The 16241-nt window shown below is 51.6% G+C and carries 12 protein-coding genes; 3 read left to right on the forward strand and 9 right to left on the reverse strand.

The features are described 5' to 3' along the window. Positions 1–6: 6 nt before the first annotated feature. Positions 7–1938 carry a 3-keto-disaccharide hydrolase gene (locus tag CRP01_RS11900; RefSeq protein ID WP_222845718.1) on the reverse strand — a complete coding sequence of 644 codons (1932 nt, stop codon included), beginning with the start codon at positions 1936–1938 and terminating at the stop codon, positions 7–9. 391 nt (positions 1939–2329) lie between these two features. Continuing rightward, positions 2330–3124, reverse strand: a complete 795-nt coding sequence (locus CRP01_RS11905; RefSeq protein WP_222845719.1) for a DJ-1/PfpI family protein — start codon at positions 3122–3124, stop codon at positions 2330–2332. 116 nt (positions 3125–3240) lie between these two features. Between CRP01_RS11905 and CRP01_RS11910 the strand changes: the two genes are divergently transcribed. The 3 genes from CRP01_RS11910 to CRP01_RS11920 all read left to right on the forward strand — a co-directional run bounded on the left by CRP01_RS11910 (position 3241) and on the right by CRP01_RS11920 (position 7279). Further along, a complete protein-coding gene (locus CRP01_RS11910) occupies positions 3241–4215 on the forward strand; it encodes a GlxA family transcriptional regulator (protein ID WP_143473358.1) in 975 nt (324 codons plus the stop codon). A 63-nt stretch (positions 4216–4278) separates the two neighbouring features. After that, a complete protein-coding gene (locus CRP01_RS11915) occupies positions 4279–4620 on the forward strand; it encodes a PadR family transcriptional regulator (RefSeq protein WP_099150264.1) in 342 nt (113 codons plus the stop codon). Beyond that, positions 4613–7279: an ABC transporter permease gene (locus CRP01_RS11920; RefSeq protein ID WP_099150265.1), complete on the forward strand. Its 2667-nt coding sequence runs from the start codon at positions 4613–4615 to the stop codon at positions 7277–7279. Before CRP01_RS11915 ends, CRP01_RS11920 begins: the two co-directional genes overlap by 8 nt. Positions 7280–7398: 119 nt before the next feature. Here CRP01_RS11920 and CRP01_RS11925 read toward each other — a convergent pair whose 3' ends face one another. The 7 genes from CRP01_RS11925 to CRP01_RS11955 form a co-directional block, all read right to left on the reverse strand. Beyond that, positions 7399–10149: a glycoside hydrolase family 2 protein gene (locus CRP01_RS11925; RefSeq protein WP_099150266.1), complete on the reverse strand. Its 2751-nt coding sequence runs from the start codon at positions 10147–10149 to the stop codon at positions 7399–7401. 80 nt (positions 10150–10229) lie between these two features. Then, positions 10230–11411 carry a hypothetical protein gene (locus CRP01_RS11930; RefSeq protein ID WP_099150267.1) on the reverse strand — a complete coding sequence of 394 codons (1182 nt, stop codon included), beginning with the start codon at positions 11409–11411 and terminating at the stop codon, positions 10230–10232. Further along, a complete protein-coding gene (locus CRP01_RS11935) occupies positions 11408–12100 on the reverse strand; it encodes an ABC transporter ATP-binding protein (RefSeq protein ID WP_099150268.1) in 693 nt (230 codons plus the stop codon). Before CRP01_RS11935 ends, CRP01_RS11930 begins: the two co-directional genes overlap by 4 nt. Positions 12101–12224: 124 nt before the next feature. Further along, entirely contained in the window at positions 12225–13457 is a 1233-nt protein-coding gene (locus CRP01_RS11940; RefSeq protein WP_099150269.1) for an ABC transporter permease, read from the reverse strand. Between the two features lie 178 nt (positions 13458–13635). After that, positions 13636–14853 (reverse strand): ABC transporter permease, encoded by a 1218-nt coding sequence (locus tag CRP01_RS11945; protein WP_099150270.1) that lies wholly within the window; start codon positions 14851–14853, stop codon positions 13636–13638. 10 nt (positions 14854–14863) lie between these two features. Continuing rightward, positions 14864–15625 carry an outer membrane lipoprotein-sorting protein gene (locus tag CRP01_RS11950; RefSeq protein WP_099150271.1) on the reverse strand — a complete coding sequence of 254 codons (762 nt, stop codon included), beginning with the start codon at positions 15623–15625 and terminating at the stop codon, positions 14864–14866. Next, positions 15622–16215: a TetR/AcrR family transcriptional regulator gene (locus CRP01_RS11955; protein WP_099150272.1), complete on the reverse strand. Its 594-nt coding sequence runs from the start codon at positions 16213–16215 to the stop codon at positions 15622–15624. The genes CRP01_RS11950 and CRP01_RS11955 overlap by 4 nt, the downstream gene beginning before the upstream one ends. Positions 16216–16241: the final 26 nt, after the last annotated feature.

Below are 16241 nucleotides of genomic sequence, written 5' to 3' on the forward strand. Positions count from 1 at the left end.
AATAATTTACCAATTAATTGTGTAGGTCAGGTCCGAACCGGCCAGGTCGCTGACCAATTCCTGCTTGCCGTTCTGCGTACGGATCACTGCAGTATGTCCGGAATCGATCTGAATGTAATATTGCTGATCGATCACATAGATACCGTTGGGCAGCTTTTCGATCTTTTCCCCCTCCGCCAACTTGGCGAAATAGGAAGTCGGCTTCGTTTCATTCTTAAAGCTGATCGTACGATTCAGGGCGCTTCCGCTTTCGTCCGGACTGATCTTGTCTTCCAGTTCCAGATCCCCCTTGGCGTAGAGGAAGATCGGCAGGCCCGTTGCCCGATCGATCCGGTATCCTTTATTGGCAAACTGACCGATCTCATTCAGCGTAGCGGGAAAAGCGGCATCTGCGGTTTCCTGCATGGCTACGGATGATCCGGTGAAGAGGAATTGCGCTGCACCCCGGGGACGGAAAGAACCGTCTCCGCGACTATTCCACATGGGCGTAGCGTTGATGAAATCTCCCCGCCAGACACAAACCGGAGTACCGGCTTTCAGATCATAGATGAAGTGAGTGCCCTGTGGTGTGCCTACTCCGATGGTATGGGTGAGCCGGCGGCTGCGGTCGCGATCAAAATCGAGGAACGCACGCAACAGCCGGGGCTGGGCCCCTACCTCCACATAAATGGGAGATGCTCCCCTGCCCGTGCTCGGGTAAGAGTCGTAAGCGTGCAGCGCACGGGGAAAAGAACCGACTTCAAAGAGTCCCAGACCGGCGTCAAACCAGGCATCACTTTTGTAATAGTGAATGGTGAAAGGATTTTTACCGGCAGTCAGGGATGGTGTGAAATACTGGTCTCCACCGATCCGGTAATTGCCTTCGTAGGTCTTACCGCCGATCTCGATCCGCACCGCGCCGTTGTGGTTGATCCGGAGGGCATACGGGCCGGCAGCCGGAACTTCCAGGTTCCCCTTAATGATCATGCCGAACTGCTCGGTTGGATGTTCCCCCTTCACATTGAGTTGCTTCAGCTTTCCGCTGGCCGTGGGTTCCATTTTGGTGAAAGCCGCAAAATCATCAACAGGACCGTTATAGTAGGCATATTCCAGATCGCTGAGGCTAACTGTCTTTTCCTCCAGGGGAAGATACTGGATATTGCGGAAAGCAACCGGACCGTGATCACCCTGGATCATCAGGGGACCTTTGGCGGCTTCATTCTTCTGGATCGGTCCGCCGGTAGGCAGCGGCACTTCTACATTTTCGTGAATGCGTACACCGTTCAGATCGACGTGGATAAAACGGGCATTTTCCGTCTTATTGCCCTGGCTGTCGAAGCGTGGTGCCCGGAATGCAATGGAAAGGTGCTGCCAAAGGCCGGGGGCTTTCGCCGCATTGGTAATGGGGGCTTTACCCATGTAGATCTTGCCTTTTTCGCTTTCCCAGTTGCGGTAAATACCTCCGATATCGCTGAAGGCCGGATCTTTTACGCCCCAGCTATCGAGGAGTTGTACTTCGTAACGTCCCTGCAGATAGATCCCGGAATTGGATCCTTTGGGGATCATTACGTCCAGTTCCAGCAGCAGGTCTCCGTGTTCCCAATTTGTCAGCAGCTGGTCCCGGATGGAATCATTGTTCATATTGAGCAGAATACCCGTACCGGCTTCGAAGATAACCGCTTTGGGTTTGGGCGGCGGTGGAGGTGTTACTGCTTCATTTTTACGTTTGCGTCTTTTCTTTTTCTTCTTCGCTTTTTCGTCCATCACCGGCGGTGGTGGCGGTGGCGGTTCGTGAATATCGACGGCCGGGTTCATCATAACCTTACCAACGATAGACCAGTTACCGGCCTGATCCTCAAAAGCAGAAAGATCGTCTAGTTGCAGTGGTTTAAGCTCATGTTGAGCGTAAATGGATGATGCTGTTGTTATTAACAGCAGCAAAAGGAGCGTTCGCATCATATGTTTTACCTAGTTTAAAAATTGGATGGTCGGCAAAACTAAAGTTTTCCCACAAAGATGCGCACAATGGAGCGGGACAAAATTGAAATCTGCCTTGCAGTCTACAGACATTGATCCCGGCCATCGCACCGTAGGATAGCCGGGATCATTGATACTAAAAAGGAATATTCCCGGGAATAACAATGGGTGGTAAGGTAGATCCGGAACGAATTAAATACCCTCGTCTACTCCCTTAGATGCAGAGCTGTTCAGTTTCAGGAATTGCTATTTGATTCTTTTAATTGCAGGCCCAATTAAAGGTTGGCCATTTGCTTTTCGCCTGATTCTGGCTTCTTGAATTTGCCATTTTTCATACACTACAATATGAGCACTGAACGATCCTGCCGCACCATCAGGGCGTTTCCACGATCACTCCGGCGGAAGGATCCCATTTGTCATATTCCATGTAATGAGCGGTTGCTTCCGCCGCCGCCCGGCCGTAGAGTTTTTCCACTATGTGCAAAGCCCCGTCGATCCCGGCGGATACACCGGCGGTAGTGATGATGCGACCGTTGTCGACCCAGCGGGTATTTTCCAGTACTTCAGTTTTTGGGGCCCGGGCTTTCAATCCGTCGATGGCCCCGTGCCAGGTGGTCGCTTTGAGTCCATCCAGTAATCCCGTCTTCTGGAGAATAAATACGCCAGTACAAACGGAGATCGCCGCATCCAGATCGGGAGCGACGGACGTCACCCATTCAATAACTTCCGGATTGTCTACGGACGACCGGGTATTACCGCCCGGTAATACAATAATATCCGGCTTGGGCGCATCCTTGATGCTGTATTCCGGGAGAATACGCACAAATCCCTGGCTGATGATCGGTTCTTTAGTGGCGGCAACCGTATAGACGTTCATAGCGCCTCCTTCCGGATGAGTGGCCGCGAAGACCTCACCGGGACCGCTGAAATCGAGGATCTCTACCCCATCGTAAATAAAAATGGCAACGTTTTTCATCATACTTTCTTTAACGAGTTGCATGCCGCAAACCGGACAGCTGCCCGCTTCGGCATGCGTAGCGGTATCGCAATTTCCATCCCCGCAGGGAGGGCAAATATAGAGGTCCGCCGAAGCGGTATCCTGAGCCGGAAGGGTCACTACTCCCGACAGCAGGCAAAACAGTAGGGTAATTTTCAAAAAGATTTTCATGTCGAATGATTTTGATTGGAATAAAAATAAGGCCGATTGGTAACCGCGTATTCAAAGTGTCTTTTTATGACCTTTAAAAGTCTTAAATTGTCACTTTGAAAAACATCCGGCCGATCATGAGGAAAAAACGAATTGCTTTCCTGCTCTTTCCCAAAACGCAACTGATGGATTTCGCGGGCCCGGCCCAGGTCTTTTACGAAGCCGGACAGGTAGGTGGGCGTTCCTACGATCTACAATATGCCTCCGTGACGGAGGACATTGAAACGGAGCAACAGATCCGATTTTCTGCACTTAGGGAATTTACCCAGCTGAACTTACAGCAGGGGGATCTGATCTGCCTCCCGGGCATCGACTTCAAAAGCCTGCAGGCCGGGGTAGCGGATGCAGCCATCAGAGCAGTGACTCCCTGGATCAAAAGACAGCGAAATAACGGCGTGGAAATTGCGACCATTTGTACCGGTTCGCTACTGCTCGGTAAGATGGGTTTGCTGGACGGGATCCAATGCGCTACGCACTGGAAATGTGTGGAATATTTTCGAGAGCAATTCCCGCGGGCCCGCCTCCGCCAGGATCGGCTGTACTGTCTGGATCAGGGCATTTTCACCAGTGCGGGTATGACCTCCGGGATCGATATGGCCCTGGCCCTCATCGAACGCTGGGATAACCCCCTGATCGCCGCGAGAGTTGCCCAGGAAATGGTGATCAATATCCGTCGGCCGGATACGGAGGAGCAGAAAAATATATTCCTCGATTTTAAAAATCACTTCAACCCGGACGTTTATCAGATCCAGGAAATACTTTCCAGCCGGCTGGAGGTAGCCTTCACCATCCAGGATCTGGGCCGGCAAATGAATAAAAGTCCCCGCCACCTCTCCCGCCTCTTCAAGGTGCATACCGGGAAAACCATCCAACAGTATCGTAACGAAGTGCGCCTGCAACACGGGCAGCGTTTATTGCTGCATTCGGAGATGACCGTCAACGAGGTGGCCCTGGCTTGCGGCTTTGATAATGTGCGTCAGTTCATCCGCCTTTGGAAAAAAAGTAAAGGTGTGCCGCCCGGGCAGTTTAGAAAAATGACAGCCTTGCCCTAAAGTTTTTTATACAAATGTTAATCTAATCAAATTTTGTTTCATACATTTGTTATACAAATACTAATGAAATACCTCATGACCTACAGCTTAGGACAGTTGGAAGAAAGCGTTTTGCTTATCGTAATGATCCTCAAAGAAGATGCCTACGGCGTATCGGTTGCCGAAGCTTACGAGCAGGAAACCGGCAACAGCATTTCCATACCGGCCATTCATACGGTGCTCAAACGACTGGAACAAAAGGGAATGCTGCGGTCCGAGATGGGAAGCGCAACGGCCGAAAGGGGCGGACGGCGGAAAAGGATATTTGAAGCTACGCCGCACGGGTACCGGGTGATCGCCGATCTCCGCAAAACCCGCTTACGTCTCTGGTCACTGATCCCTAAATTAGGTCTTTACAATGGATAATCCGAATCCACAAAACTCCGGCCCGCAACCTCCCCGCTGGGCCCAACGCTTCCTGCGGTGGTACTGTGATTCCGACCTGATGGATGAGGTACAGGGCGATCTGCTGGAGATGTTTCAGCTGCGGGTAAATCGATTCGGTGCCCGTAAAGCGAAATTCCTGTATATCAAAGAGGTTCTGCAGTTCTTTCGGCCGGCCACCATCAACCGATCACGATTCAGTTTTAAATACCCGACTACTATGTTAAGCCTTTTTAAAAACTATCTGAAAGTGGCCTGGCGCAATATGCTGAAGTCCAAGGCCTTTTCTTCAATCAATCTGGCCGGACTGGCCATTGGACTGGCGGCCTGCCTGCTCATTTTCCAGTACGTGCATTTCGAATCGAGTTACGACCAGTTTCACAAAAACAACCCGGATATTTACCGGGTGCAACTGGACCGGACCTATCCGGACCGGCATGATCAAAGCGCTGGTTGTACCGCTTTTCTTGGGCCCGCGCTGAAAGAGGAGATACCGGAGGTACGGGACTTTACCAAACTTTGGGGAACCTCACACGTGAATAATGTAATGGTCTACGAAAATGAATCCCATCTGGAGGAATCGCTTTTCTACGCCGACGCTTCTTTCTTCCAGATATTCTCCTATCCTCTGGTCAGCGGTGATCCGGCAACGGCCCTCAGTGCCCCCTACTCTATCGTGCTGACGGAAAGTACCGCTAAAAAGATATTCGGCAATGAGCCGGCACTCGGCAAATCAATCCGTTATTCCGGCAGCTTCGGCACCGACAATTACCGGGTGACCGGAGTGGTACAGGATCTGCCCAAAAACACCCATCTGAAATTTAATACCCTGGTGTCTTTTCAGACCCTGGTGCAGCAAACGGACGGCAATGCGCACAACAGCGATGGCTGGAATGCCTTCCTGACCTACCTGCTACTCGAACCCGGTACCGATCCCGATCAACTGAGTGCCAAATTACCGGCTTTCGTCGATCAGCACTATACCCGCTACTTTGAGAACGGTACCAAAGTGGCCTTGCATTTACAGCCGCTTCCTTCGATCCACCTGAAATCTAATATTCGTTTTGAACCGGGCGTAAACGGCAGCAACAAGATCGTACGCATTCTTTTGTTTACTGCCATATTCATCCTCGGAATAGCCTGGATCAATTATATCAATCTCGCCACGGCCAAAGCGATGGAACGCGCCAAAGAAGTCGGAGTAAGAAAAGTGGTCGGTGCGGAAAAAGGAGACCTCCGGCGGCAATTCATGACCGAGGCGGTACTATTGAATCTGATCGGCCTGGTCTTTGCCGTAGCCATCGCCCTGGCGGCCCTGCCCCTCCTGAACCAGCTGACCGGCATCCAGATACCCGCATTTGAATTCCTGCGGGATCCGAAAACCGTACTGATCCTTTCCGGAATTTTCATCCTTGGGGTGATCCTTTCCGGATTTTATCCGGCCTTTATTACGGCATCTTTCTCTCCAACCCGGGTACTCAGTGGAGAAAAAGGGGCGGTGAAGGGGATCAATTTCCGAAAAGCCCTGGTGGTTTTCCAGTTTAGTGTATCGATCATCCTGATAGCGGGCAGCTTTATCGTATCCCGGCAGGTGAATTATATGATGAAAAAGGATATCGGTATGGATATCGACCGGACCCTGGTACTGAAAGGACCGGGAGTGATAGACAGTACCTACGAACAGCGACTCGCCGGCTTCAAGGAGCGAATGAATCAATATGGCTTCGTATCTCATACAACAAATTCTACTGCGGTGCCGGGCAAGGAGATTCGCTGGGTCAACAATTCGGTACGTTGGGCCAGGCAGCCGGAGAATAATTTGGTTTCCCTGCCTTTTGTGGGTGTTGATGACGATTTTTTCAACACCTTCGAACTCCCATTGATCAGCGGTCGGGTTTTTGACGAGCAGCACCAGGCCGAATCCAACAAACTGGTGATCACCCGCGCTGCCACCCATCTTTTCGGATTCGAAACGCCCGAAGCGGCCATCGATGAGGAAATAATTGACAATGGGGATAAGTTCCAGATCGTAGGTGTGGTGGACGACTACCACCAGGAATCGCTGAGTTTTGATTACCGGCCGATCGTCTTTCGTTATCTGGAAAATGCGAGCAGTTACTATAGTATCAAATTCAATACGGATCAACTGGAGGAGAGCCTGGCTACCGTAGAGCAGGAATGGAATGCATCTTTTCCCGGCAACCCCTTCTCCTATTTCTTCCTCGACGAATTCTTTGACCGCCAGTATCGTTCGGACCAGTTGTTCGGCCGCTTATTCGGCATATTTACCGCTCTAGGGATCTTTGTAGCCTGCATCGGTCTGTTGGGACTTTCCTCCCATACTGTGCAAAAACGAACCAAAGAAATTGGTATCCGAAAAGTGCTGGGCGCCAATACCGAACAGATCCTGGTGTTAATTTCACGAGAACACCTGGGACTCATTCTGGTGGCAGCCCTGGTGGGCACTCCTCTCGCCTACTGGATCATGACCCAATGGCTCGGAAATTACGCCTTTGCGATCGATCTTCACTGGTATTATTTCCTGATCCCGATCGGGATCTTGTTCGTGATTGCTATGCTGACGATCAGCTTCCACGCGCTCCGGGCCGCCCTGGCCAATCCGGTAGAGGCGATCAACTGAACCGGTAGCAATTAAATCAGAAGAGGTTGAACGTTGTGTATTCCCCGGCAGGGAACAGCTACAACGTTCAACCTCTTTTCTTTTTACGGTAGGTCGAAAAACTTATCCGCCGAAGGGTATCAATACTTTAATACCAGGGAAGGATCAACGGCATACTGCCCAAATGACTTCCCGTAAATCGCCACGCCACCGTTGTCTTCGGCTGCGATCCGCACGATCAGTTTACCGTCTTTGGCCGCCTGCCGCAGCATCCGCTTATTCACCGGTACCTTGATCAGGTATCCGTAGGAACCGCCTTCCCGGATTTTACGATCCTGGGGCTGATGGTGCCAGGATAAAAAGCCACGGTGGTCCGCGGGATCATCCGGAAGGATAGCCGTCATCATTTTGGTGCCGTCCACGGTAATTGAAACGGTGGATGGCGTTGCCGTTTCATCCGTCATCGGATATGCATTCGGGTTACTGCTGGGCGCAACGCGCGATCCCAGCATGTAGTCCTGATCGTTATCGAATTCTTCCATGTCCTTCACGAATTGTTGTTTCGCGGATAGCTCAAACAACAGGTAGGATTGCTTGGAGCGATTGACTTTTACATCATCCGGGATCTCCAGTTCGTATTCGAAATAGCCTTTGCCGGCACCATTTACCTTAAGCCCATCGAGGACCTCCCACTGTTTTTTACTCCAGTCGGAGCGGGAAAATGCGTTGGGAGCGATGCTGACCACATCGGTTTTTTCCAGCTCCTGATCGCTTTCTATTTCAAAAAGCATGAAGTTGCGGTGCAGGGTCTTCCCACTCTGATCTTTCAGGACGAGTTTCAAATTACCCGTTCCGGCTACATCCGGCAGGGGTACACTCAGCTCAGTTAATTTTTCCTGCATCCAGGGCTGGTAATCGATCTTCAGGGTGCCGGCGTGATTCTTCTCCGTTTCACCGATATAATTGGTGGTGTGCAATTCATAATGCAGTTCGAGTGGTCCCAGGGCATCACCCGTCATAGCCGAAATATAAAGCGGGACCTTCACCTCGGAACCACCTTTGGCCGTCAGGCAGATCTCATTACCAGTCGAGATGTAGAGCGGTGCGTGCAGATCATTCAGGCTCATCCCCTCGACCATGTCACCGAGTCCGGTTTCTTTTTCCGTGCGGTCAAAACGCCAGTAGCCGTTCCACTCGTTGATCACATCGTGGTGCTCGGTGTACAACCAACCGGCGATCTTGGGGAAGATCCGGAAAGTATTCATCATCCGGTGGTAATCCCAGCTCCAGTCCACGTCTCCGGTACTGCCATCATAACCCCAGACATTACCACATTCGGAATTAATGTTCGGTTGCTTACCCTGCTGGAAACCATCTTCAAAATCAAAGTCGCTGCCGGCATAGGTATTGTCACTGATATTTTTCAGATGCTCATCCCATTCCCAGCCGGGAAGGTAGGCGTGCCAGGAATTGATATCCGTTTCGGTATGGCCGGCACCGTAGCAGATGGAGTTGTCTTCCACCAGACGGGTCGGATCCAGCGATTTGGCCAGGTAATACATGGAAGCGACCCAGTTCTGGGTAGTCGGAAGATATTTTTTTACCATTTTATCGCCCTCTTTCACTTCCGTGCGCAGTCCCCAGGTTTCATTGAAGACGATCCAGGAGAAGATCGAGGGATGGTTGTAATCTCTTTCGATCATTTCGCGAAGGGTATACTCAGAAGCTGCCTGCATTTTTTCATCCGGTTCGCCCCAACTGTTCGGCAGGTCGGCCATGACCAGCAGGCCCAGCTTATCGGCCCAGTACAGTTTGCGGGGCACTTCCACTTTGATGTGTACCCGGATGCCGTTGAGCCCGATTGATTTACTGCGTTCGATCTCCTCTTTCATAAACTGATCGGACGGGAACGTATAAAAGCCTTCTGGGTGGTAGGATTGATCCAGTGCCAATTGGACGTATATGGGTTCGTTGTTCAGGGCGATGTAGGGATACTCTGTGCCCGGCATATTCATCACGGAGACCTTACGCATCCCGAAATAGGTACTAACCTGATCCGATCCCAGCGTAGCTTCCAGATCATACAGGAAAGGATCCTCCAGGCTCCACCGGTGAGCATTCGGCATGGGGATCTCCACACTGTATTTGAACTCGCCGGCCGGAATGGTCACTTTTTGGGAAATAGCCGGTTCGGCATTGGGGATCTCCAGTTGCAGTTCGAGGTCCCTGGTGGAGGTTTCCGGTAGGTAAGCCGTCACCGTGGCGGTATTTTTGTCAATATCCGGGAGCACGTGTACCGCGTCCAGATAATCGGTGCCTCTGGCTTCCAGATAGATCGTCTGCCAGATGCCCCGGGCATTTCCGTAGCCCTGTTTGCCGTAAAGCGTGAAATCTCTTCTTTTGTCATCAACGCGGATGACCAGCTTCTGGGCGGTTCCGTATTTTAGTAGCTCCGTAAGCTCAAAAGAGAAAGGAACATACCCACCGCGGTGAGAACCGAGCAGCTGGCCGTCCAGCCAGACGTGGGTTTCCCAATCCGAAGCGCCGATGGTGAGAAAAGTCCTTTTATTACGCCAACCGGCGGGCACCGTGATCTCTTTCTGGTACCAGCCGATATCGGCTTCATCTTCCAGTCCGGATAATTTTGAACCCCAGGGAAACGGGACCAGTATTTTCTTGGAGAAGTTGCGGTCGCCTTTTTCCCAACCGGAGCTGAGTCCGGTGTCTTCCGGATCGAAAGCAAAGTCCCAGGTGCCGTTCAGATTCTGCCAGTCGGCACGTTCGAAATCCGGTCGCGGGTGCTCAGGTAATGGAATATCGGTTTGCGAGAAGATAGTAATGGGCAGGAATAAAAAGGCCCATAGAAGTGCGGGGGGATAGGTCGAATTCATAGCCTGTTTAAGTTGGTAAATCTCGAGTATGTCGGCATGAATATAGAACAAAAATCCTAGCCCAACTTCATCGCGGGCTTCTAAAAACTGAATTTCAAGCGCATAAAAGCCGCCTGAATGGGACTGGTATAGCGCTCATTCCGGTTGAAAACCAGCTGTCCCACCAGGTCCAGATCCCAGTTTTCCTTGATCGAATAGGTCAGGGATGGATTGATAAAAAGTGGATGTACGGGCACCGGGCTATAGATCAACGCCAGGCCCGAATTCAGGAGCGGGGTGATCGGTTTGGAGACCTGGGTAAAGATCGCCCAGCGGTAGGGATACAGATTGCGGGCCGATAGTTCAAACGAGAACAGGCCACCGATAGGCGCCGTGGTACTACCCTGATCGTTATACAGCAGTCCCAGGTTGACATAGGTAGAATTGGCGAATGAATAATCCAGGCCAATGGTAGCGGCAAAGGCATCCTGTAATCCATCCTGGAGTCCCCGGAAATAATTGAATTCCCCTTTAAATCCGGCGGTGCTGATATTCCCGGCCCAGCCGCCACCGAGCGTCAGAAAACCTTCGGTATAGCCTCCCAGCAACTGAAAGTCGTATTGCCATTTATTGAAGCGCCACAAGCCGGCAATAGTGGCTTCATCCCAGTGGTCAAAGGCTTTAGTGACGATCTCTACGCTGGAAGCAAAACCCGTGTAGTAGCGAACGCGCAGCGCATCGCTCCCGGGCCGTTCCTCGTAGTCAAAATCCGTAAATGAAAAAGCGTTGAAAACATCGTTGGGATTCCAGACGGTGCTGATGCCCCAGTTGACCCGTTGGCGTCCCAGGCGTACTTCCCAGTTTCCGTTGACGTACTCCAGATAGATCCGGTCCAGCATGGTATGGATCGCCCAGCCGTTCTGGTCCAGCAGGACGGCAGAAAGATCAAAATAATCATTGTTCACATCGTCGATCTGCCGGCCGTAATCCGGAGTGGCTTTGACCAGATCACCGTAGAAGATCCGGTTCCGGGCTTCGGCGTAAAAAGTAAAATGCTCATTTGGATACCACTGGAAATTGAGTCGGTTGTGAATGAGGTTATCCTGGAGAAAGGTATCCACCAGCCGAAAGTTTTGCAGGTCCGGGTAGGCGTCATTGAAGAACAGCAGGGTTTGCAGGTTTTTTACGTACCCGCTCAACTGCCAGTTCTTTTCCTTTTCGGTGTCCTGCCCAAAAAGGAATGCCGGTACTAGCAGCAAACTCAGGAAGAAAAGCTTTCTCATGCCTCCGGTCTTATTTCATCCGATTCGATCTTACCGTCCACCAGCGTAATGACCCTTCTGGCCCGATCGATCACCCGCTGATCGTGCGTAGAAAAAACGAAGGTGATGTGTTCTTCGCGGTTCAGCCGGGCCATAATATCCAGCAATTGGGTAGTGGAAGTTGAATCCAGGTTGGCGGTCGGTTCGTCCGCCAGGATGAATGAGGGTTTCGGCGCCAATGCCCGGGCCACGGCTACCCGCTGCTGCTGCCCGCCGGAAAGCTCGGAGGGGCGTTTGTCCATTTTTCCTTCCAGGCCGACGGCTTTCATTAATTCTTCCGTGCGGGCTTCCCGTTCCGCTTTGGAACGGTTTTGCAAGAGCATAACGAATTCCACATTCTCCCGGGCCGTCAGCACCGGGATCAGGTTGTAGGCCTGAAAGACGAAACCGATCTTATTCTTACGAAAATCGATGAGCTTGTTATCCGAGAGCCGGGTGATGTCTACCCCACCCACTTCTATCTGTCCCTGAGTGGGATGATCGAGTCCGCCGATAATGTTGAGTAAGGTCGTCTTGCCCGAACCGGAAGGCCCGACAATCGCGGTGAATTCACCTGCTTTGATCTCCAGATCTACGCCGTTGAGGGCGTGTACCGGGATCTTATTGGGATTGTATACCTTTTCAACTCCCTGGGTTTTGATAACTGACATAGCTTTTATTTTAGCGCCAGCAGTGGGCTCCGTTCTGATGTTATTTTCCGGATGGGGCCACCGTTGATCTGGACATGGTAATCGTAATTGAGATCTTTCAATGAGTCTGCGTAAGACTGACTAATCAAACTTTTCGAATCGCCTCTACCGGTCGCAACCTAATGGCTTTCAAGGCCGGATAGATGGCAGCGATTAGGGCCGTAAGCGCCACTCCAATTGGTATCTGCCAGTAGACGATCGGATCAACACCGAGATAGACGATATTGGACATACCGTATTGTTCTATACTATTGCTGTAGGCGGACAGGTCTAACCCTCTGTTGCCCAGATAGCTTATAGTGCCCCACCCAAGTAGCAGTCCGAAAGGAGCAGCGACCAGACACAGCATGAGGGTTTCCAGAACGATCATGGCGAAGACTTTCCCTTTGTTCATGCCGATCGCCATCAACATCCCCAGTTCCCGGTATCTTTCCAGTACGGCCATCAGCATCGTATTGATGATCCCGAAAAGCAGGGCCAGCATGATTACGGTGAGGTAGATCAGGGAAACGTTTTTCATCTGCCCTTCGTAAAGCTGCAGGTCCGGAGAGATCTCGCGGTAGGTTTCTACCTGAAGCTTCGGAAATTCCTTCCGCCATTGTTCGGCGATCGGACTCACCTGGTCGATATCCTGGAGTAAAACGGCAATTTCGTGTACAATGGGTTCATCGCCGCCGGTGCTCACCGCGCCCAGCAGTCGGTTGAGGTCATCCCGTTTAACGAATACCTGGCTTTCATCGAACGGCTTGTTCTGTGATTTATAAAGCCCGACCACCCGGAACGCAGCGGAGGTGATATTTCCGTCCAGATCCTGAAAAGTGAGGACGACCTTTTTCCGGACGTCTACTTTAAGCTTTTCGGCCAGTCTGCGCCCCAGCAGTATCTGATTTCCCCGGCTTTCCCCGAAGTATTCGCCCGCTACGACCATTTGGTCCAGCTGGCGAATGTCCCGCTCCATTTCCGGCACGACACCGTTGATCTGCACGCCACGGGTCGTCTGACTGGAAGCGATCATGCCGTTGGAAAGGCTACGCACACTGATCGCCCGAACTGCCGGATCGGCGGCCAGGGTTTCTTCCAGCATTTCCGGATCGGCTATCCGGAACTTAACATCCTTGTCCCGCTGAAAATCCGGATTGTGGATCTGAATATGAGAAACAACCTCCTCGATGGCATTGTCGATGTAGCTGTTCATCATGCCCGTTGCGAAGCCGCTCATGAACAGGGCAGCCCACACGCCCATGGCGATCGCTCCGATCACCACCCAGGTACGGGTTCGACTCCGCCAGATGTTTCTCCAGGCCATTAATGGGATCATTGGAATTTATTTTAGGTGGTCAGTGCCGAAATAGTCCCTCTCCTTTTCAAGAATGACCAGACGATCGCTGACCGACATGTAATAGCATTCAATTATATCACTAAACCAAAGAAGCGCAAGGCAATCACCCTTCTCCCCTTCACCCAGTCACCCACTCTCCACCTTCTCCCCCTCACCATCAATCCCGCATCGCCTCCACCGGTTTCAGCCGCTGCAGTTTCCAGATCGCGTACAGGGCCAGCACCGAAGTGATCAGGACCACCACGATCGCCTGCACGGCAAAGATCTCTACGTTGAACTCCGCCGGGAAGATGGGTTCAAATCCGAATTTCTCCATCGATTTGGCATACTCACCGGAAAAGCGGATGGGGTTTTGATGGAAATAGAGTACAACCGGAATACTCGCCAAGATCCCGGCCACGGCGCCCAGTAATCCCAGAATGACCACTTCCAGCCAGACAATACCCGCCAGCCGAAGTCGGCGCATGCCGATAGCTACGAGAATTCCAAATTCGTATTCGCGCTCCTTGGTCATCATGAGGATGGTTCCGAAAATGCCGAACGCGATGATCAGATAAAGGATAAAGTAAACGATGTAGTTACCGGCGCTGTCCAGTTCCTTAGCCTGAACGAGATCCGGCAGCAATTCCTGCCAGTCCATAACCTCATATTCATTGCCCGGGAGGGCGGCCTTTACTTCCCGGACGGCCGATCTGATGTGATCCGGATCATCAATTTTCAGGGCCAGGGAAGTGACCATGCCTTCCGCACCGTAGAACCACTGGGCTTCTTTTAAGGGCAGGTATACCATCTGCTTGTTCAGCTCCGGTGATCCGAAATGCACAAATCCTTTGATGGGATATTTGCCGGCCGCATTGATCCCGTGGTAACCCTGACTGATCAGTACCAGCGTATCGCCGATACCCAGCTGCAGGTGTTCGGCAATGCCGTCGGCGATCAGTACGGCCTGTTCGTCGGCTTGCAGGTAATCGCCTTTGGTGATGCGTTCCTGCAGGCTGGTCATTTCATTTTCCTTTGCCGGATCGATCCCTACTATGAGTACGCCCATGGTCTGATCGCCAGTGGACGCCAGCCCGAAGGATTCGAGCCGGGGCAGCACCGCGCCGATGGCCGGTATTTCCTGCTCGAAGTGCTGTAGGGAATCTACCAGGGGAAAAGCTTTGTCTATGGATTGTTCCTCCCAGTAGCCGTTCTGATGGATTTGCGCGTAGCCGAAATAATAATTGACCACGTTGTTGATCATATTATTCCAGGCTCCTTTCTGGATGGACTCCATAAAGCTGGCAAAAAGCACGGCAAATAGGATGGAACCCATCGTGATCAGGGTCCGGCGCCGGTTCCGCCAGATATTTCTCCAGGCTAGTTTGAAGATCATGCTTTGAGCTTTATTTTACCCTTTTCAAATTCTGTAGCGAAAAGAAGTTTTCCGAGATGGGTTGGTCAAACTCCATACTTAGATATTCTACTACCGTCTTGTGTCCTTCCTCCTCGGCCGGGATCACTTCCATACGAGAGGCCAGTTTTTTACCCCCCAGCACTTTGATGTTCTTGCCGAGCATGGTATTGACCAGATAGCCGTCTTCATCGTAGAATTCGGTTTTGAGCTGGATGAAATCCGTCTTGTCGATCCAGACGATCACTTTACCCCAGACCACGGGTGCATCTTCATTGGGGATCAGTTCGATCTTATAGGTCGGCAAACCATCGATAGTTTCCGAGCCCAGCAGACGCTGGGCGTAGTCTTCCACGACCGAAGATTCCCGCACCAGGTCATCATTGGTGAAGTCCGACCCCAGCCAGGACTGCATCATCATGGACGGTGGCAGTTTGATCACCCGGTCAATGGAAGGCTGCCAGTTCCATATCTCTTTGTCGCGTTTCAGGGTGGCGGTTCCTTTATCCCGGGCTGGCCCCGTCACCAGGATCAGGCTGTAGTCGGTGCCTTTGCTCCAGGTCTTCATGCTCATTTCGCGGGTCCAGGTCGGGCGGATGATCGTCATTTTCATGCTGCCCTGACTGGTTTCCCCGCGCACTTTCTGATCGGCTTTCGCAACGATCTCCCTGGCGGAGAGTTCCTGGGCCGCCAGTGGTTTCCAGGCGGATGCGATCAGGAACAGGCAGAATAGATAGATTAATTTATGTCTCATGATTGCTGCTTAGGTTTAATTTTTTTCAAAATGTGTTGCTTCATTTTCTCCAGCGGATAATTCTCTTCCATCTGCATATATTGGAGCATCATCCCGTCTAACATGGCTCCAAACACCATGGCTTCTTCCAGAGGTTCCTCGACGCCCAGGCGCTCAAAAAGGCTGACGGCCTGGACCATGGCATTTCCCTGTTTTTCCTGCATCAATTCTTCGAAACCTTTGAGCACATCCATCTGAAAGGCCAGAGAGGTGAGCAGTTTCCAGTGGTGCAGATTTTCCGTAACCCATTTGATGGACATCTCTACGATCTGAACCAACTGTTCGTAGGGATCCTCCGAAGAAGCGAGGGCTCCGTTTAATAAGTGCTCCCCCTCCTCCATCGCTTCCAGCATGATATTGTACAACAGGTCCTGCTTACTATCGAAATAGCTATACATGAGTCCTTTGGAGACTCCGGCGGCTTTGGAGATCTGACTGATCGAGGTACTGTGGTAACCAAACTTACCGAACAGTTCCAGGGCTGCCTCTTTGATCGCTGCCGCCGTTTTCTGGCGGATCTCTTCATTCTGTTCTTTTGTTTTGGGCGACATATTATTTTTTGACTGAACGTTCGGTC

It is taken from the genome of Flavilitoribacter nigricans DSM 23189 = NBRC 102662 (assembly GCF_002646595.1).
GTDB lineage: Bacteria > Bacteroidota > Bacteroidia > Chitinophagales > Saprospiraceae > Flavilitoribacter > Flavilitoribacter nigricans.